This is a genomic window from Streptomyces sp. NPDC043685 (genome assembly GCF_056436585.1).
This window is the reverse complement of the sequence record NZ_JBWKCH010000005.1, coordinates 448,042-467,072: the sequence shown is the minus strand read 5'-3', so window position 1 is coordinate 467,072 and position 19,031 is coordinate 448,042. Positions and strand designations below refer to the sequence as shown.

Annotated in this window: 10 protein-coding genes and 1 pseudogene; 6 read left to right on the top strand and 5 right to left on the bottom strand. The window is 74.4% G+C overall.

Features of this window, described 5'->3' with window-relative positions:
• Positions 1–101 precede the first annotated feature (101 nt).
• The 3 genes from AC0665_RS19025 (at position 102) to AC0665_RS19015 (ending at position 2,984) form a co-directional block, all read left to right on the top strand.
• Positions 102–719: a dTDP-4-dehydrorhamnose 3,5-epimerase family protein gene (locus tag AC0665_RS19025; protein ID WP_468405371.1), complete on the top strand. Its 618-nt coding sequence runs from the start codon at positions 102–104 to the stop codon at positions 717–719.
• 78 nt (positions 720–797) lie between these two features.
• On the top strand, positions 798–1,946 hold the full coding sequence (locus AC0665_RS19020; RefSeq protein ID WP_478705407.1) for a nucleotide disphospho-sugar-binding domain-containing protein: 1,149 nt from the start codon (positions 798–800) through the stop codon (positions 1,944–1,946).
• Positions 1,947–1,997: 51 nt separating this feature from the next.
• Positions 1,998–2,984, top strand: a complete 987-nt coding sequence (locus AC0665_RS19015) for an NAD-dependent epimerase/dehydratase family protein (RefSeq protein ID WP_478705406.1) — start codon at positions 1,998–2,000, stop codon at positions 2,982–2,984.
• 41 nt (positions 2,985–3,025) lie between these two features.
• Here AC0665_RS19015 and AC0665_RS19010 read toward each other — a convergent pair whose 3' ends face one another.
• The 5 genes from AC0665_RS19010 to AC0665_RS18990 all read right to left on the bottom strand — a co-directional run bounded on the left by AC0665_RS19010 (position 3,026) and on the right by AC0665_RS18990 (position 9,191).
• The gene (locus AC0665_RS19010) at positions 3,026–3,751 is read right to left on the bottom strand and encodes a class I SAM-dependent methyltransferase (RefSeq protein WP_478608401.1); all 726 of its coding nucleotides are present in this window, start codon (positions 3,749–3,751) and stop codon (positions 3,026–3,028) included.
• Positions 3,751–4,974 carry a cytochrome P450 gene (locus AC0665_RS19005; RefSeq protein WP_478705405.1) on the bottom strand — a complete coding sequence of 408 codons (1,224 nt, stop codon included), beginning with the start codon at positions 4,972–4,974 and terminating at the stop codon, positions 3,751–3,753. The genes AC0665_RS19010 and AC0665_RS19005 overlap by 1 nt, the downstream gene beginning before the upstream one ends.
• Before the next feature lie 28 nt (positions 4,975–5,002).
• Complete coding sequence (locus AC0665_RS19000) at positions 5,003–6,223, bottom strand: NAD(P)/FAD-dependent oxidoreductase (RefSeq protein ID WP_366051760.1); 1,221 nt, start codon at positions 6,221–6,223, stop codon at positions 5,003–5,005.
• A gap of 34 nt (positions 6,224–6,257) precedes the next feature.
• Positions 6,258–7,715 (bottom strand): alpha/beta fold hydrolase, encoded by a 1,458-nt coding sequence (locus tag AC0665_RS18995; RefSeq protein WP_478705404.1) that lies wholly within the window; start codon positions 7,713–7,715, stop codon positions 6,258–6,260.
• A 429-nt stretch (positions 7,716–8,144) separates the two neighbouring features.
• Positions 8,145–9,191 (bottom strand): ketoacyl-ACP synthase III family protein, encoded by a 1,047-nt coding sequence (locus tag AC0665_RS18990; protein WP_478705403.1) that lies wholly within the window; start codon positions 9,189–9,191, stop codon positions 8,145–8,147.
• A 177-nt stretch (positions 9,192–9,368) separates the two neighbouring features.
• Between AC0665_RS18990 and AC0665_RS18985 the strand changes: the two genes are divergently transcribed.
• From AC0665_RS18985 to AC0665_RS18975, 3 genes and pseudogenes are all read left to right on the top strand, one after another.
• On the top strand, positions 9,369–10,421 hold the full coding sequence (locus AC0665_RS18985) for an acyltransferase domain-containing protein (protein WP_478705402.1): 1,053 nt from the start codon (positions 9,369–9,371) through the stop codon (positions 10,419–10,421).
• On the top strand, positions 10,418–13,366 hold the full coding sequence (locus AC0665_RS18980; RefSeq protein WP_478705401.1) for a type I polyketide synthase: 2,949 nt from the start codon (positions 10,418–10,420) through the stop codon (positions 13,364–13,366). The genes AC0665_RS18985 and AC0665_RS18980 overlap by 4 nt, the downstream gene beginning before the upstream one ends.
• A pseudogene (locus AC0665_RS18975) lies at positions 13,363–19,002 on the top strand (SDR family NAD(P)-dependent oxidoreductase); the annotation flags it as partial. The gene AC0665_RS18980 and the pseudogene AC0665_RS18975, both read left to right, overlap by 4 nt.
• Positions 19,003–19,031: the final 29 nt, after the last annotated feature.

The following is a 19,031-nucleotide window of genomic DNA, read 5'->3' as shown; positions in this document are numbered from 1 at the left end:
CAACCTAGCCGCGATCGCGGTCAGCCACTGACCGCGATCGGGCAGCTGCCTGGAGCGGACCTGTAGTGCGCTTCGAGGCGGCCGGGCCACAGTCATCGCCCATGGAATCGAGAGAGCTCGAGGTCGCCGGTGCGCGCGTCTTCACCCCCGAGGTGTTCCGGGACGACCGGGGACTGTTCGTGTCGCCCTTCCAGTCGCAGGCCTTCCTCCGGGCGACCGGCCGGCCGCTCTTCCCGGTGGCCCAGACCAGTTGCAGCTTCTCCCGGCGCGGTGTCGTGCGCGGGGTGCACTTCACCCGCACTCCGCCCGGCATGGCGAAGTACGTGTACTGCGTCCGGGGAAAGGCCCTCGACATCGTCGTGGACCTCCGCCTGGGCTCGCCGACCTTCGGCCGGTGGGACGCCGTCGTCCTCGACCCGGTGGACTTCCGCGCCGTGTACTTCCCGGTGGGCGTCGGGCACGCCTTCGTGGCGCTCGAGGACGACACGGCCATGGCGTACACCCTCTCCCTCGCCTACGACCCGGACAACGAACTGGCGCTGTCCGTCCTCGATCCCGAGCTCGGCCTGCCGCTGCCCGGTGACATCCAGCCGGTCCTCTCCGAACGGGACCGGGTGGCTCCCACCCTCGCCCGGGCCGCGGACGCCGGACTGCTGCCGCACTACGGGGAGTGCCTGAAACTCGAGGACGCCCTCACGGCACCGCGCGACGGGGCCTGACCGCCCGGCGGGGGGGGGGGCGTGCCGTCCCAGCCGGATTCGAGTGCCGTTCCGGCCCGCTCTTCTACCTTCCCCGGCATGAAGACACTGGTGGCCACCGGCCCAGCTCACCCGCTGTACTACCCGATCGTGCCCCTCGCGTGGGCGCTGCGCGCGGCAGGCCACGAGGTGCTCGTGGCGGCCCCCGAGAGCTTCGAGGGCCCCGTGCGCGGCTCCGGCCTGCCCATGGCGCCGGTCTACGGCCCGCTCGACATGGGCGAGGTGATGGCCAAGGACCGCGACGGCGGGCGCGTCCGGGTGCCCGACACCGACGAGGAGATGGCCGAGGGCATCGGCCGCGGCTTCGGACGGCTCGCCGCCCGCACCCTGGAGGGCACCGCCGAACTCGTCGACCGCTGGCGCCCCGACCTGATCGTCGCCGAGTCGTACGGATACGCCGCCGCGGCAGCGGCGTCCGCCCGGCACGACATCCCCTGGGTCAAGCACGTAGTGGGCCCCGGCGACCTGCCCGTCGACCCCTGGATCGCCGACGAACTCGCCCCGGAGCTCAAGGAATTCGGACTCGACGCGCTCCCCGACCCCGCCCTCGTGCTCGACAACTGCCCGTCCCTGCTGGGCGACGCGGCGCCCGGCACGACGCCGCTGCGCTACGTGCCCTACGGAGAGCCGGGCACCGTGCCCGAGTGGGTGCTGCGGCCCCGCACCCGCCCCCGGCTGCTGGTCACCCTCGGCTCCGTGCAGCCGCAGATCGGCGGCGCCCCGATGCTCGGGCAGATCGTCCGCTCGCTCGGCGAACTGGACGTGGACCTGGTCGTCGCGGTGGCCGACCACCTCGTCGGGCAGCTCGGCGCGCTGCCGGACAGCGTCATCGCCACGGGCTGGCAGTCGCTGACCTCCGTCCTGCCGGGCTGCGACGCCGCCGTCCACCACGGTGGCCCCGGCACGATGATGGCCTGCCTCGTCCACGGTGTGCCGCAGGTCGTCGTGCCCGGACGCGGAAAGCCGCTCGACGCCATCGCCCGCCTCGCCGACCTGGGCGCGGTACGCCGCGTCCACCCGGCGGAACTGTCGCCCGCGACCATGCTGGAGGCCGTCCGCGCGCTGCTGGAGGACCCCTCGTACGCGCGCCAGGCGCGAACCGTGGCGGACGACAACGCCCGCCGCCCGTCCCCGGCGCGCACCGTGCCGGTATTGGAAGAACTCGTCGCCGGGCGTTCCGGCGCCTGAGGGGGAACCGGGCGGCCGGTCACCGGCCGCCCGCAGGACCGGGAGGACGGCATGACCACATCGCACCGGCCCGCACCCACACGGCGGCGCGTGGCCGTCCTCGGCGGCACGGGCTGGGTGGGGCGCCACGTGTGCACCGCCCTGGCCGCCCGCGGCGACGACGTCCTCGTCGTCGCCCGCCGGCCGGCCCCCCACATCCGCCCGTACGCCTTCGCGCCCCTGGACCTCGGCCACGCCGGCCGGGAGCGCATCGCCGGGCTGCTGGCAGCCCACCGCATCGACACGGTCGTCAACGCGACGGACGCCCTCAACGCGACGGACGGCTGGGCCCGGCCGGACGAGGACCTGGACGCGGTGAACGTCGCCGCGGTGCACCGGCTGCTCGCGGCCCTGGGCGACCTGCCCCGGCGCACGCGCGTCGTGCACATCGGCACCCTGCACGAGTACGGCGACGTCCCTCCCGGGACGCTCATCGACGAACAGATCCCCCCGCGCCCCGGCAGCGCCTACGCGCGGACGAAACTCGCCGGATCGCAGGCCGTTCTCGCCGCCGTGCGCGCGGGCGCGGCCGACGGGCTGGTGCTGCGAGCGGCCAACGTCTGCGGACCCCATCCCTCACCGGCGAGCTTTCCCGGCAAGCTGGTCACGATGCTGCGCCGGGCCCTCGCCGACCAGGAACCCATGACGGTGGTCCTCACCGGGGCCCGCCGGGACTTCGTGGACGTCCGCGACCTCGCCGACGCGGTCGTCAGGGCCGTCCACTCCCCGGCGACGGGCCACGCCCTCAACATCGGCAGCGGCCACGCCGTGGACATGCGCACCCTGGTCCGGCTCTTCGTCACCGCCGCCGGACACTCCACTGACCTGATCGAGGAACGGACCCGGGACGTCGCGGGCCTCGGCGGCGCCTGGACCCGCGCCGACATCCGGCTCGCCGGGCGGCTGCTCGGCTGGTCCCCCCGCATCGGCCTCGAGGAGTCCCTCGGCGCCATGTGGACCGCGGCGACGACGGACGGCCCCCTCCCGACGGACGTCTGAAGGGGGCCGTACGGTTCCTTCCCTGCCTCAGCGCACCGGCGTCACTTGGCCACACCGACGAACAGACCGCAGCTGAAGCGTCCGGGACCGACGTACTCCACCGAACAGCCGGCCCGCTCGAAGGCCGTCTCGTACTGCTCCCGGGTGAACAGCCGCATGAGGTGGACGTCCGTGAAGTGCCGGATGCCGGCGTCCTTCCGCGCGTCGATGTAGTGCACGACGATCGGGACGTCGTCCCCCTGCCGCCGCGAGTGGGACACCCGAACCGTCACCCGGTCGTCGGTGCGCACCAGGTCGTCCGCGATGTAGCCGGGCAGGAACGCCTCCGGGAAGTACCAGGGCTCCAGGACGATCACCCCGCCCGGGGTGAGGTGCCGCGCCAGACTGGCGAGGGTGCGCTCCAGTTCGTCCGTCGACCGGGTGTAGCCGATCGAGCTGAACATCAGGCTGATCGCGTCGTAGCGGCGGCCGAGCGTGAAGTCGCGCATGTCGCCCGGGTGCACGGGGATGCCGGGCAGCCGGCGCGCAGCCTGGGCGATCATCGGCCGCGACAGCTCCAGCCCCTCCACGGTCGTGAAGTGCTCCTGGAAGTAGGTCAGATGGCCTCCGGTGCCGCAGGCCACGTCCAGCAGGGACGAGGCGTCCGGCCTGCGGTCCCGGACCAGGGCCGTCACCTCGGCCGACTCGGCGGCGTAGTCCTTGCCGCGTGCGGCGTAGACGAGTTCGTAGATCTCGGCCAGTTGCGGGCCGTACGCCTCCTGCTGCATCACGCGTCCCAGGTGACGGACAGCTCGCGCACCCCGTAGACGATGGCCCCCTCCTTGCGGGGCACCTCGTCGAGCGGTACGGCGAGCCGCAGGGTGGGGATGCGCCGGAACAGGGTCGTCCAGGCGATCTGCATCTCCAGCCGGGCCAGTTCGGCACCGATGCACAGGTGCGCGCCGTGACCGAACCCCATCTGCTTGCGGCTGCCCCGGCGCAGGTCCAGCTTCTCCGGCTCCGGGAAGACCTCAGGGTCCCGGTTGGCGGTCAGCAGCAGACACAGGATGCCGTCACCGGCCGGGATGACCGTGCCGTCGATCTCGATGTCCTCCAGGGCGACCCGGGGCACCCCGATGTCCCCGATGGTCACCATGCGCAGCAGTTCCTCGGTCGCCGGGCCGATCAGCGCCTCCGGATCGGCCATCAGCTCCGCCAGCTGGTCGGGGTGCTCCAGCAGGCAGGCCGTGCCCAGGGACAGCATGCTCGCGGTGGTCTCGTGACCGCCGTTCATCAGCATCCGGACCATGTTGACCAGGTCCCGCCGGGTGTACTCCTCGCCCGACGCCCGGTACTCCTTGATGATGTGGCTGGTCAGGTCGTCGCCGGGCTCGGTCTCCCGGATCTCGACCAGCTTCTCGACATAGGCGTTGACCTCCACGATCGCCGCCACCCGCTGCTCGGGGGTGCTGTGGATGCCGAACATGTTGTTGCTGTGCTCGATGATGAAGTCGTGATCGCCCTGGGGGATGCCCAGCATGTCGCAGATGATCGTCGTGGGCAGCGACAGGGAGAACAGACGGTGGAAGTCCACCGGCGGCGTCAGGGCCAGCAGCCGGTCGATGTGCTCGTCGACGATCTCCTGGATGCGCGGACGCAGCTTCTGCACGCGCTGGTAGGTGAAGGCCGCGGCCGCCTTCCCGCGCGCGGCCGTGTGCTCGGGCGGGTCGTAGCCGATGAAGGAGGTCTCGGTGCGGGCCTCGGGCGGCGCCACGAAGTAGAACGGGAAGCCCGGGTGCTTGCGCGAGGCGCTGACGCGCGGGTCGGTCAGCAGCCGGCGTATCGCCTCGTGGCCGGTGACCGTCCAGACGCGCAGTCCGGTGTTGGCGAGGGTCACCTGGGTGACGCCCCGCCGCACCATGCCCGCGTACTGTTCGGGCGGGGTGAACGGGCCGGGACGCACGAAGGGGAAGGTCTCCGGCGCGCCCGAGACGTCCGCGGTGCTGGTCATCAGGTCTCTCCTCTGCTTGCGAATCGGGTCACGACGAGGCCCGCAGTCCGTGCCCGTCGCCGTCGGCCGGTGCGTGCCAGTCGATGTGGTGGCTGCTCATCCAGGTGGGATCGGAGCCGTCGGAAGTCTTGAAGGCGCGGGCGATGAAGTAGTTGCGCAGGAAGCGGCCGACCGGCCCGCGGCGCATATTGCCCTCGTTGTTGTACTTGCCCTGCGCCACGATGTCCTCGACGCGCTTGCGCCGCACCGACTCGTAGGTGAGGAACGCCTTGTCGATGCCAGGCGCGTCGCGCAGGCACTTGGCCAGCACCACGGCGTCCTCCATGGCGACCGAGCACCCCTGGCCCGCCGTGGGCGAGACGGCGTGGGCCGCGTCGCCGATCACGACGAGCCCGTCCCGGTGCCAGTGCGGTGCCCGGGGCAGGTCGTAGGTGGGCGAGGGCGGCGCGGGGTCGGGCGTGGCCGCGATGATCGCGGCCGCCGGGGTCCGGTCGCCGGCGAACAGCTCCAGCAGATAACGGCGCCAGTCCCGCCGCAGGGCCCGCAGCTGCGCCCCGTCCGGCTCGGCCGCGCAGGGCGGGTTGGCGAACCACCACAGGTCGCCGTTGGGGTGTTTGGTGTAGCTGAAGAAGCTCTTCTTGCCGAAGAACATCCGGATCACCCCGGGCGGCCCCTCGGCGGGGAAACCCCGCGCGCAGCCGAAGGCGTTGAGCACCCCGAGGTAGCGCGGCAGGGGAGCGGAGGGGTCGATGATGCGGCGCACCTGTGAGCGCAGTCCGTCGGCGCCGACGAGGAGATCGCCCTCGGCCTGCGACTCGTCCGCGAAGACGGCCCGGACCACGCCGCCCGTCGTGGTGGCGTCCACGATCCGCTTGCCGTACTCGATGGGAATCCCGCGCTGCGCCGCCTCGTCGCGCAGCGACACATAGAGGTCCGAACGCCGGATCGTCTGGATGATCTGACCGTCGGCGGCCAGCCGGTCGGTGCGGACGTCGCCGGTCAGGGCCCGGCCGGTGTGGCTGTAGAAGGCGATGCCGGGGGTGTCGAAGCCGTGTTCGCGCACCAGATGGCCCAGACCGATGCTGTCCAGCGCGTCGATCCCGTTCGGCGCGATGTTGACGAAGTTGCCGATGCCGTCGGCGGTCCGGTCGTAGGCCTCGTAGACGACCGGGTCCAGGCCGGCCTTCTGCAGTGCGATCGCGGTGACCGTGCCGGCGATGCCTGCGCCGATCACGAGTGCGCGTGCCATGGGTTCTTCCTTCGCTTGTCGGACGCGGTCCGGGTCAGGCGCGGCCGGTGGCCGCGGGCGTGCCGTCGCAGGGCAGGTCGGGGCGGGGCACCGTGCTCGCGCACACGGTGTCCTCGGGCACGACGCCGTCGACGAGATAGGCGTCGACCAGGGCGTCCACCGCGGGATTGCCGCCGAACCCGTAGATCTCGTGCTGGCCGGAGTCGGCCACGGTGATCAGCCGGTACCCCAGCCGCTCGGCCATCGCGGCCCCGCCCTCGTAGTGGTCGGTCGGGTCGCCGTCGGCGTGCACCACCAGACCGGAGGAGAGGCCCTCGCCGGTCAGCTTCACCGGCGGCTGCGGGGGAGTGAAGGCCCGGAAGGCCCCCACCCAGGGCGCGGCGCGCAACATGCCGTATCCGTACGGGTAGTTCTCCCGGAAGCGGCGCATGTCCTCGTAGTAGACCTCGAGGTCGGCCGGCCAGTCCTTCTCCAGGGTGACCGCGTCCAGCACACCGCACCGCGTGGTGCCCTCCGTCTCGGCCGGGGGCCACACCCGTTCGTTGGACAGCCACCGGCCCGCCACCGCCGCGTCACCGGTGCGCAACTCGCGGACCAGGTGGCCCAGTTCGGCCCAGCGGGCCCGGTTCGCCGAGCGCGATCCCATGGCGCCGTCGAAGAGGGTGCGCAGCTGTGTGCCGGCCTTCTCGGCGGTGTTGCGCGCGGCCTCCTCGACGGCCGTCAGCACCTCCTCCCGGGACGCGCCGAGCCCGAACAGCCCGTCGCGTTCGGCCACCCACGCCGCCCACGCGTCGACGTTGGCCCGGTTGGCCCGGCCCTGGGCCATGAACTGCTCCCGCCACGACCAGTCCGGATGCACACAGGAGTCCAGGACGCAGCGGTCCAGCCGGTCGGGGAACAGGGCGCCGTAGACGGCTCCCAGGTAGGTGCCGTAGGTGTACCCGACGAAGCTGAGCTTCTCCTCGCCCAGCACCTGCCGGATCACGTCCATGTCCCGCGCGATGCTCGGGGTGTTGTGGTGACGGCGCGCCTCGCCGCCCAGCCGCTGGTTGCCCGCTTCGCGGATCCGGGCGTCCTCGGCGAGCAGCGGGAAGTCCGCGTCGGGCAGCCGGGAGTCGAACGGCGCCTCGGCCGGGGTGATCTCGCTGGTCAGCGGCGTGGACGCACCGGTGCCGCGAGGGTCGAACCCGATCAGGTCGTACACCTCGGGCAGACGGGTGCGGGCCAGGACCGCCGGGAAGCCGCGGCCCAGGCCGAAGTAGCCGCCGGGGCCGCCGTTGAGCGCGAGCAGGATGCCACGGCGCCGGGCCGGGTCCTTGGCCCGGATCCGGGTCAGGGCCAGGGAGATCCGCGGCCCGTCGGGCCGGGAGTGATCGAGCGGCACCTCTACGGTGCACTGTTCACTGCCGTCGCCCGAGGGCGAGGGCGACCAGGTGGGTGGCCGGCCGCGGAACCCGTTCAGGGCGTCCGGTGAGAGGTGACTGGTCGTCATGTCGTCGGAGGGCCTCCGTGTCGGCGGGGCGTGCGGTGATCGGTGCACAGCCTCGGGTCGGTCGCTGGAATCGGCGTGGAAGGACGGTCGACGATCCGCCGTGGCCGGGTGGCCGGGTGGCCGGGTGGCCGGGTGGCCGGGTGGCCAGGGCCGCCGGTGGTCGGGCGGTGGTGGCGGGTGTCGCCGGACGGCTCGGGGCCGGGGTTCTCACAAGCCGGGGTGCGGACTGCGTCCGTGGGGCAGCGGGCTCCCCGGGTGGGCGGTGGGGTTCTCGGCGGGCCGGCGGGCCGGCGGCCCGAGGGACGCGGCGACGGCCCCCGGCGGCCGGCGGCGACGGGCCCGCCGGGACGTGGCCGCGGACCGGGTGCTCGGTGACGCGCGCCCGAGGACGCCGCGGCAGCCCTCGCCGCCCGGGCGGCGAGGCAGGCGTCACTCCTCGAAGGACGGGGTCGGCGGGGGCTCGGCGACCACCTCCAGGACCGCGACCGACCAGGCGAAGCCGCCCCCCGCGCTGATCAACGCGCAGAGCCGGCCGGGGCGCAGGGCCCCGGTGCCCGCCAGCCGGGCGAGTCCGGCGAAGGGGTCACCGGCGCCCAGGTGGCCGACCCCCGCGCCCCAGGACCAGGTCGTGCGCTCCGGGTCGATGTCCAGCACCTGGAAGAACTGGGCGTCCATCTTGGGGCGTCCGAGGTTCGGCAGGACGAACCAGTCGATGTCGCGGGCCTTGGCACCGGCCTCGTGCAACGCCCGGTCGAAAGCGGCCCGCTGACCCTCCTGGAGCACCTCCAGCAGCCGGGTCAGCCCGATCTTCTTGACCAGCCGTTCCCGCGAGGCGGCGACACTGATCGGTGCCCGGGCGGCCAGGGGCGCGGGGGCGAAGCCGTCGCCGTCGCGGCCCATCGCCTCCAGGGACGGCTCGGACACCGTCACCAGACTTCGCAGCCGGGCGAAACCCGAGCCCCGCGACAGCACGAGCGCGGTCCCGCCGTCGCCGCAGACCGTTCCGGGGTCGGTCCGCCAGCGGTCGAAGCCCGGCAGGCAGAAGCGGTCCCCGGTGGTGATCAGCGCACTGCGCGATCCGGGACCGGCGTCCGCCCGCAGCCAGGCCACGGCCAGTTCCATCGCCGCCATACCGCCGTTGGACAACTGCCCGACTTCCAGGGACAGACAGCTGTTGCCCACCGCCTCGCGCTGTACATAGGACGCCGGCGCCCACAGGTCGTGCCCCTGGAACCAGGTGCCGGCGTGCAGGACCACCCCGATGTCGGACGGCGCCCGCCCCGACCCGCGCAGGGCGGCCCGCGCCGCCTCGACGGCCATCTCCGGGCCCGACCGCTCCCCGACGCACACCGAGCGCATCCCCGTGCGCCGGACCGTCCGCAGATCGGCGATGCCCCGGTCCACGACCTCCTCGGCGGGCATGCGCCGCGCCAGATGCAGTCCGACCCCGGACACGTACACGTCCGCGATGTCCACAGTCCTCCCCCGTGTGCGCTCGGACCCTGCGGCGACCGTCCGCCGCCGCGGGGGAGTGTCGGTCCGCGGTGTCGAAGCCGGCTCGAGCCGGGACGGATCACCGAGGTTCGAACGGTCCTCCGGCGCGCCTCGACCCCCGGGGATGACCGTCTGGTCGACACGAGGAAAGGGGTGGAGATGCCGGACACGGCAGGGCGGACCAGGCCCGTGGTCCTGATGTTCGCCGGTCAGGGCGCGCAGCATCCGAGGATGGCGGCCGGACTCCACGGCCACGACGAGACGTTCACGGCCTGGATGGACGAGGCGTTCCGGCTCCTCGGACCGGACGGCGTCCGCCTGCGGGAGCAGTGGCTCGCGCCGCAACCGGCACCCGACTACGACGACGTCACCGTCGCGCAGCCCCTGCTCTACGCGGTGGGGCACGCCCTGGGCCGCATGCTGCTGGACCAGGGGTTGCGCCCGGCGGCGCTGTTCGGCCACAGCGTGGGCGAACTGGTCGCCGCGACACTCGCCGGCGTCCTCGAATTCACCGACGGCATCCGGCTGATGCGCGACCGCATGTCCCTGTTCGCCGACACCCCGCCCGGCGGGATGCTCGCGGTCGCCGCCTCCGTGGACGACGTCTCCGACCTCCTGGGCCCCACCGTGCACCTGGCCGCGGTGAACGCCGCCCGCCAGTTGCTGCTGGCGGGGGAGCGCGCCCCGCTGGACGACGCCGCGCGGACCCTCACCGCGCGCGGGCTGGTCTGCCAGGACGTCCGCGCCCGCCAGGCCTTCCACAGCCCCGTCGTCGAACCCGCCGTGGCCGCCTCCCTGCCCGCCTGGCACAGGGTGCGCCTGGCGCCGCCGAGGCTGCCCCTCTATTCCGCCTACACCCGCGGCCTCCTCGGCGCGGACCGGGCCCGCGACCCCGAGTTCTGGGCCCGGCAGCCCGCCGAGACCGTCCACTTCGCACCGACCCTGACGACCGTGCTCGACGAGCACCCCGGATGCCTGCTCGTCGAGGCGGGGCCCGGCAACAGCCTGGCGACCCTGGCCAGGCGGCAGCGCGCGCTCGCCGGCGGGCACAGCGCCGTCCTGACCCTGCTGCCCGACCGCGCCCGTGGCGACGAGGCCGACATCCGGTCCGTGGAGCAGGCCTGGTGCGTGCTGTCCGGTCCGGCCGTACCCGCCGGAGCCGCGGCCGGATCGCGCCCGTCCACGGCCGCCGAGACAGGAAGGAAGCCATGAGCCCCGCACGCGACACCGACCGCGGCCCCGAGGCCGCAGGGTCCCCTCGCCGGGAACGGCCGGAGGCCGGGACCGGCGACACCCCGGTGGCCGTCGTCGGCATGGCGTGCCGGTTCCCCGGGGCGGACGGACTCGCCGCGTTCTGGCGGCTGCTGCTGGCGGGCGAGGACGCCATCGCCCCTGGCACCGGCAGCCGCGCGGGCCGCCGCCCCGGCGGCTACCTGCCGGACGTCGACCTGTTCGACGCCGGGTTCTTCGGTGTGCCCGCCCCCGAGGCGGCCGCGCTCGACCCGCAGCAGCGGCTGCTCCTGGAACTCACCTGGCACGCCGTGGAGGACGCCCGCACCACCCCGCGCGAGCTGTCGTCCGGGCCCGTCGGCGTCTTCGTCGGCGCCGGCTCCGACGAGTACGCGTTCCTCAGCCGCACCGGCGGCGCACTGCCCTCCGCCTACACGATGACCGGCACCGGCCGGACCTTCCTGGCCAACCGCATCTCCCACTTCCACGGCTTCACCGGCCCGAGTCTCGTCGTCGACACCGGCCAGTCCTCGTCCCTGGCCGCGCTGCACCAGGCCGTGCTGGCGCTGCGCCGGGGCGAGTGCGCCGCGGCCGTGGTGGGCGGCGTGCAGCTCAACCTCACCCCGGAGGGCGACGACGTGGTGGAGGCGCTGGGCGCCCTGTCGCCCCGCGGCCGCTGCCACACCTTCGACGCCCGGGCCGACGGCATCGTCCGCGGCGAGGGCGCCGGCGTCGTGGTCCTCAAACCCCTGGACCGGGCCCTGGCGGACGGCGACCGGGTCTACTGCACCCTGCTGGGCGGGGCGATGAACAGCGACGGCGACCGGACGGCGCTGACCGCGCCCAGCGAGGCCGCGCAGCGCGAGGTTCTCGCCGCTGCCTGCCGGCAGGCCCACGTCGCACCCGCCGAGGTGTCCTACGTCGAACTGCACGGCACCGGCACCGCGTTGGGCGACCCCGTCGAGGCCGCGGCGCTGGGCGGAGTCCTCGGGCACGGACGCCCGGACGACCGGCCGCTGCTGGTCGGCTCGGTCAAGACCAACATCGGGCACCTGGAGGCCGCCGCCGGCATCGCCGGGTTCATCAAGACCGCGCTCGCCCTGTTCCACCGCCGGCTCCCGGCCAGCCTCAACTTCCGTACCCCCAATCCGGCCATCGATCTGAAGGCACTCGGGGTGCGGGTGTGCGACCGGGGCAGGGACTGGCCCGCGCAGGACCGGCCGCGTGTCGCCGGGGTCTCCTCCTTCGGCCTCGGCGGCACCAACTGCCATGTGGTCCTGGGCGAGGCACCGGCCCCGGCCGGTCCCGTGCGGCCGGGCGCCGCCGTCTCGGCCGTGCCCGTCGTCCTGTCCGCCCCGGCACCCGAGGCCCTCAGGGCCAGGGCCCGCGACCTCGCCGACGCGGTCGCCGACCCGGGCCGGCCGCTCGCCCTCGCCGACCTGGCCTGGACGGCCGCGACGGCCCGTACCGCGTTCGCCCACCGGGCCGGTGTCATCGCCTCGGACCGGGACGAACTGGCGCAGCGGCTGCGCGCCCTGGCCGACGGCTCGCCCGACGACGGCGAGAGGGGCCTCGTCCAGGGACTGCGCGGCGAGGGCCGCACCGCCTTCCTGTTCGCCGGGCAGGGCGCGCAGCGCCTCGGCATGGGACAGGGCCTGTACAAGGAGTTCCCGGTTTTCGCCCAGGTCTTCGACGACGTGTGCGCCCGGCTCGAACCCGTGCTGGGCGCCGACCTCGCCGACGCCATGTGGCAGCGGCAGGAGGTGGACCGCACCGAGCACGCGCAGCCCGCCCTGTTCGCCGTCGAGGTGGCGCTGTACCGGCTGCTGGAGTCCTTCGGCATCGTGCCGGACCTGCTGATCGGTCACTCGCTCGGCGAGATCGCGGTGGCCCACCTCACGGGCACGCTGTCCCTGGAGGACGCGGCCGGCCTGGTCGCCCACCGGGCCCGGCTGATCGCCGAACTGCCGCCCGGCGGCGTCATGGTGGCCGTACAGGCCGAGGAGGACGAGGCGCGCCGCGTGGTGGACCGCACCCCCGGGCTCGTCGGGATCGCCGCCGTCAACGGCTCCCGGTCCGTGGTCCTGTCCGGCGAGGAGAGCGCCACGCTGAAGGCGGCGGCCCACTTCGAGGACCTGGGCCGCCGCACCCGCCGGCTCCGGGTCTCCGTGGCCGGGCACTCGCCGCTCATGGCCCCCGTGCAGAAGGGCCTGCGGTCCGTCGCCGAAGGCCTCACCTGGAGGCTCCCGGGCGGCCCGCCGATCGTCTCCACGGTCACCGGCGAGCTGGTGGATCCCCGTCGGTTCGCCGACCCCGACTACTGGGTCCACCACGTGTGCGCGCCCGTGCGGTTCGGCCCCGCGCTCACCACGGCGCACCGGCTGGGCGCCCGGTTCTTCGTGGAGATCGGGCCGGGCCGGGCGCTGACCACGCTCGCCGCGGAGACCGTCGGGTACGGCACGGAACGCTTCAGCGCCCCGATGGCCACCCGGGAGGAGGCCGCGGGCATCGCCGAGACCGCCGCCGGCGCCCATGTGTCCGGCCTGCCGGTGCGCTGGGAGGCCGTGCTCGGCGGCCCCGCCCGGCGCGTCGACCTGCCCCTCTACCCGTTCCAGCGGCGCCGCCACTGGCTCGACACCGTCGACGCGCCGGCACCGCCACCGGCCCATCCGGCCGCCCCGCGGTGGAGCGGGGACCCCTTCGACCTCGTGGTGACCTGCACGCTCCAGGCCCTCGGACTCGGCCCGGACGCCGACCTCGACGTGGGCCGCTCCTTCAGCGAGCTGGGACTGGACTCCCGCATGGCCGTGGCCCTGCGCACCACCCTCGCCCGGATCACCGGCCGCTCCCTGCCGACCACGCTGCTCTTCGACCGGCCCACCCCCGCCTCGCTGATCGAGGCGTTCCGCGCGGACACGCCGCTCTGACCGAAAGGCCTGCTGCACACATGAACCGCGAACCGGCTTCTCCGCACGGCGAGCAGGACGCGATCGCGATCGTGTCCATGGGCTGCCGCTACCCCGGGGGCGTCACCACCCCGGACGACCTGTGGCGCCTGGTGGCCTCGCGCGGCGACGCGATCACCGAGTTCCCCGACAACCGCGGCTGGGATGTCGCGGCGGCCGACGACCCCACCGCCGACACCACCACCGCGTCCAGCACCCGGCACGGCGGCTTCCTGCACGACGCGGACCTGTTCGACGCCAAGTTCTTCGGCATCGCACCGCGCGAGGCGGCCGGCATGGACCCGCAGCAGCGCGTGCTCCTCGAAGTGGCCTGGGAGACCTTCGAACGGGCCGGACTGTCACGCGAGTCGCTCGCCGACGCCGACGTCGGTGTCTTCGTCGGCGCCATGGCCCAGGAGTACGGGCCGCGCCTGCACGAGGACAACCAGGGCGCCGGCGGCTACCGCATCACCGGCAGCACCCCGAGTGTGGCATCGGGCCGCATCGCCTACTGGTTCGGGCTGCGCGGCCCCGCCATCACCGTGGACACGGCCTGCTCCTCGTCCCTGGTCGCCCTGCACCTGGCCGCGCAGTCGCTGCGCCAGGGGGAGTGCGACATGGCCCTGGCCGGCGGGGTCGCGGTGATGCCCACCCCGGGCATGTTCATCGACTTCAGCCGGCAGGGCGGCCTCTCACCGGACGGGCGGTGCAAGTCCTTCTCCGCCGACGCCGACGGCACGGCGTGGTCCGAGGGCGCCGGCCTGCTCCTGCTGGAACGCCTGCCCGACGCCGTCGCCCGGGGCCACCGCGTCCTCGCCGTGATCCGCGGCAGCGCCGTCAACCAGGACGGTGCCAGCAACGGGCTCACCGCACCGAACATGGCGGCCCAGCAGGACGTCATCGACCGCGCCCTGCGCGCGGCAGGCCTGCGACCCGACGACATCGACGCGGTCGAGGCGCACGGCACCGGAACGCCGCTCGGCGACCCCATCGAGGCCCGCGCACTGGCGTCGGCCTACGGCCGGGGACGCACCGGCGGGTCCCCGCTGTGGCTGGGCTCGCTGAAGTCGAACCTGGGACACACCCAGGCCGCCGCCGGGGTCGGCGGCGTGATCAAGATGGTCCAGGCCCTGCGGGCCGGCGTGCTGCCCGCCACCCTCCACGCCGACCGCCCCAGCCCGCACGTGGACTGGGAGAACAGCGGCCTCGCCCTGCTCACCGAGGAACGCCCCTGGCCGCGCGGCGAGCGGCCGCGGCGGGCCGCCGTGTCCTCCTTCGGGATCAGCGGCACCAACGCCCACCTCGTCCTGGAAGAGGCCGACACCGAGCCCGAGACCGGGGCCGGCACCGCCGAAGGGCCCTTCGTGTGGCAGCTGTCCGCCCCGAACCCGGAGTCGCTGCGCCGGCAGGCGTCCGCCCTGGCCGACTTCCTGACCCGGGCTCCCGGCACGGCGCCGCAGGACGTCGCCCACGTCCTGCGCGGCCGCACCCGCTTCACCCACCGCGCCGCGGTGGTCGCCGACACGGCACAGGACCTGCGCGCCGGGCTCGACCGGCTGGCCCGCGGCGAGGCCGTCCCGGCCGTCCCGGGCACCTACCGGTCCCCGACCGTGCTCGGCGGCGAGGCCCGGCGCGACTCCACCGGCCCGGTCTTCGTCTTCCCCGGGCAGGGCTCGCAGTGGCGGGAGATGGGACTCGCGCTGTGCGAGGAGTCCCCGGTCTTCCGCGACAGCATGGCCGCGTGCGCCGAGGCGCTCCTGCCCTATTGCGGATGGCAGCTCCAGGACGCGCTGCGCGGTCAGGCGCTGGAACGGGTGGACGTCGTCCAGCCCGCGCTGTTCGCCGTGATGGTGTCGCTGGCGCGGCTGTGGGAGAGCGTCGGGGTCCGCCCGGCGGCCGTCGTCGGCCACTCCCAGGGCGAGATCGCCGCCGCGCACGTGGCCGGCGCGCTGAGCCTGGCCGACGCCTGCCGGATCGTCGCACTGCGCAGCAAGGCCCTGCACACCCTCGCCGGCACCGGAGGCATGGTCTCCGTACCGCTGGGCGCCGACGAGACCCGGGACCTGCTGAAGACCGTGGGCGGCGCCGCCGGCATCGGCATCGCGGCCCTCAACGGCCCGCGCGCCACCGTCGTCGCCGGACCCCAGGACGCGCTGACCGAGCTGCTCGCGGCCTGCGCGCGCACGGGCGTCGACGCCCGCCGCATCGACGTCGACTACGCCTCCCACACCGAGGCCGTCGAGGTGCTCAAGGAGCCCCTCGCCCGGCAGCTGACGGGCGTCCTGCCGCGCCCCTCCGCCGTACCCGTGTACTCCACCCTGGCCGGCGAGGCCGTCGACCCCACGGTCCTCGACGCCTCCTACTGGTACGACAACCTGCGCGGCACCGTGCGTTTCAGGACCGCGGTGGAACGGCTCGTCGCGCGCAGGCACCGCACGTTCCTGGAGATCAGCCCCCACCCCGTCCTCACGATGGCCCTGACCGACATCCTCGATTCCGCCGGCGTGCGGGGCACGGTCATCGGCTCGCTCCGGCGGGGGACCGGGCTCAGCCAGTTCCTCGCCTCGGCCGCCGCGGCCCAGGCCTCGGGTGTGCCGGCGGACCTCTCCTCCGTCCAGCCCGCGGGCCGCCGGATCGAGTTGCCGGGCTTCGTCTTCAGCCGCAGCAGGTACTGGGTCACCGGCGCACCGCCGGCCGCCCCGGAGGCCGCAGCCCTCGCCGGTGGACCCGTGTCCCTGCCGGACGGCCGGACCGTCCTGTCGGCCGCCTTCGACCCGGCCCGGCAGCCCTGGCTGACCGATCACGTCGTACGGGACACCGCGCTGGTCCCGGCCACCGCGCTGCTGTCCCTCGCCGCGCGGGCGGGGACCGCCGTCGGCTGCCCCCGGATCGAGGAGCTGACCGTCGGGCTGGCGCTGCCCGTCCCGCGACAGGGCTCCGTGGAGATCCGCGTGATGCTGGAGCCCGCCGACGCCTCGGGCCGCCGCGCCGCCTCGGTGCACGGCCGCGCCCCGGACGAAACCGCCTGGACGGAACACGCCACCGCCGTCCTCGCCCCCGCCGACGGCACGGTCCCCCCGGCACCGCACGACACCGTGTGGCCGCCCCGGGACGCCGAACCGCTCGACCCGGCCGACGCCTACGAGAGGCTGGCCCGGCGCGGCTACCACTACGGGCCCGCCTTCCGCGGCCTGCGACGCGCCTGGACACGCGGCCTCGAGACGTACGCCGAGGTGGCCCTCGACCAGGACCCGCCCGGCGGCCCGTACACCACCGCGCACCCGGTGCTGCTCGACGCCGCCCTGCACGCCGCGCTCCTCGGCACCGGCGACGAGCTGAACGTCCCCTTCACCTGGCGTGACGTCACCCTGCCGGCCACCACGGCCCGCACACTCCGGGTGCGCACGACGGGCGGCGGGACAGAGCTCTCGGTGTCCTGCACGGACGAGAAGGGCCGGCCCGTCGCCACGGTGGGCTCGCTCGTCCTGCGGCCCCTGACGGCGACCAACGGTTCCGACGACGGGGCCACGAGCCTGGAACTGGCCTGGGAGCGCGCGGCCGTGGACGATCTGCCCCCGCTGCCCGACTGGGCGAGCCTGGCGGCCCCCGGTCTGGGAGCCGGGCGGGACTTCCCGGACCTGGAGACGCTGCCCACGACGGTGCCGCCCGTCCTGGTCGTCCACCCGGAGGTGCCGCGGACGGGCGGCGAGGCGCTGCCCGCCACCGTCGAACGGCTGACGGGAGAGGTCACCGACCTGCTCCAGCAGTGGCTCGGCGACGACCGGTTCACCCGGTCCCGCCTGGCCGTGGTGACCCGCCGGGCCGTGGACGTCACCGGCAGCGAGACCCTGCCGGGCCTGGCCGCGGCCGCCGTCGGCGGACTGGTGAGGGCGGCGCAGGCCGAACACCCCGGCGCCTTCCAGCTGGTCGACCTCGACGACGACCCGGCCTCCGTGGCCGCCCTGCCCACGGCCCTCGCCCTGGAGGAGCCCGAGACGGCGATCCGTCAGGGCCGGGTCCACGTGCCGAGGCTGCGGCCGGCGGACGACCGGGGCCTGCCCGTGCCGCAGGGCCACTCCGCCTGGCGCCTCGACGTCACCGCCAAGGGCACGCTGGACCGTCTGGCGCTGGTCCCGCACCCGGAGGCCACCCTGCCCCTCGGTGCCCGGGAGATCCGCGTCGAGGTGCGGGCGGCGGGCCTCAACTTCCGTGACATCGCCGTGGGACTGGGACTGGTCGCCTCCGAGAAGACCATGGGCAGCGAGGGCGCCGGAGTGGTCACGGAGGTCGGGGCCGAGGTCACCCGCATCGCGGTGGGGGACCGGATCTTCGGTGTCTTCGAACGCTCCCTCGGGCCGGTCGCCGTCGCCGACGAACGGATGGTCCGGCGCGTTCCCGACGGCTGGAGCGACGCGCAGGCCGCGAGCGTCCCCATCGTGTTCATCACCGCCTACCAGTGCCTGGTGGACGTCGCCGCCGTCCGGCCGGGCGAGTCGGTACTCGTGCACACCGCCACCGGCGGCGTCGGCCTCGCCGCCCTCCAGCTCGCCCGCCATCTCGGCGCCGACGTCTTCGCCACCGCGGGGCCCGCGAAACACGGCATCCTGCGCGAGTGGGGCGTGCCCGACGACCACATCGCGTCCTCCCGCTCGCTCGACTTCGAGCACGAGTTCCGGGAGGTGACCGCCGGCCGGGGCGTGGACGTCGTGCTCAACTCCCTCGCCAACGAGGCGGTCGACGCCTCCCTGCGCCTGCTGGCCCCCGGCGGACGCTTCGCCGAGATGGGCAAGACGGACATCAGGGACACGGGCCGGATCCAGGAGCAGTACCCCGGCATCGGCTACCAGGCGTACAACATCCTGGGCGTCGCCCCCGAGCGGATCGGCGAGGTGCTGGACGAGCTCATCGCGCTGTTCCGCTCCGGAGCCCTGGTCCACCTGCCGCTGCGCACCTGGGACGTCCGTCTGGGACAGCGGCCGCTGCGGATGCTCAGCCGGGCCAGGCAGCACGGCAAGCTCGCCCTCACCATGCCCCGGACCCTCGACACCGGCCGCCCCGTCCTGGTCACCGGGGGCGCCGACGGCCTGGGCGCCGTCCTGACCCGTCATCTCGTCACGGCGTACGGCGTTCGCGATGTCGTCCTGCTCAGCCGCCGCGGACCCGCCGCACCCGGTGCCGCCGAGCTGGTGGCGGACTGTGCCGGACTCGGCGCCACGGCACACGTCCTGGCCTGCGACGTCACCGACCGGAACGCGCTCGCCAAGGTGATCGCCGAACACGCCCCGGGCAGCGTCTTCCACACCGCCGGTGTGCTCGACGACAAACTGATCGGCGGCATGACCCCGGCCCGCATGCGGGCGGTGCTGGCACCCAAGGCGCACGCCGCCTGGCACCTGCACGAACTCACACGGGACCTCGATCTGTCGGCGTTCGTGCTGTTCTCCTCCGCGGTCGGGGTGATCGGCGGGCCGGGCCAGGCCAACTACGCGGCCGCCAACGCCTTCCTCGACGCCCTCGCCCACCACCGCCGGGCCCAGGGGCTGGCCGCGACCTCCGTGGCGTGGGGCCTGTGGGAGGACCGGACGGGCATGACCGCCCATCTGACCGACGCGGACGTGGCCGCTCTCGCCGCCATCGGCATCGCGCC

Bases quoted from the DNA above. Each gene is read 5' to 3' on its own strand.
- AC0665_RS18980 (WP_478705401.1), top strand. From the start codon at position 10,418: ATGAGCCCCGCACGCGACACCGACCGCGGCCCCGAGGCCGCAGGGTCC.
- AC0665_RS19020 (WP_478705407.1), top strand. From the start codon at position 798: ATGAAGACACTGGTGGCCACCGGCCCAGCTCACCCGCTGTACTACCCG.
- AC0665_RS19010 (WP_478608401.1), bottom strand. From the start codon at position 3,751: ATGCAGCAGGAGGCGTACGGCCCGCAACTGGCCGAGATCTACGAACTC.
- AC0665_RS18995 (WP_478705404.1), bottom strand. From the start codon at position 7,715: ATGACGACCAGTCACCTCTCACCGGACGCCCTGAACGGGTTCCGCGGC.
- AC0665_RS19025 (WP_468405371.1), top strand. From the start codon at position 102: ATGGAATCGAGAGAGCTCGAGGTCGCCGGTGCGCGCGTCTTCACCCCC.
- AC0665_RS19015 (WP_478705406.1), top strand. From the start codon at position 1,998: ATGACCACATCGCACCGGCCCGCACCCACACGGCGGCGCGTGGCCGTC.
- AC0665_RS18985 (WP_478705402.1), top strand. From the start codon at position 9,369: ATGCCGGACACGGCAGGGCGGACCAGGCCCGTGGTCCTGATGTTCGCC.
- AC0665_RS19005 (WP_478705405.1), bottom strand. From the start codon at position 4,974: ATGACCAGCACCGCGGACGTCTCGGGCGCGCCGGAGACCTTCCCCTTC.
- AC0665_RS19000 (WP_366051760.1), bottom strand. From the start codon at position 6,223: ATGGCACGCGCACTCGTGATCGGCGCAGGCATCGCCGGCACGGTCACC.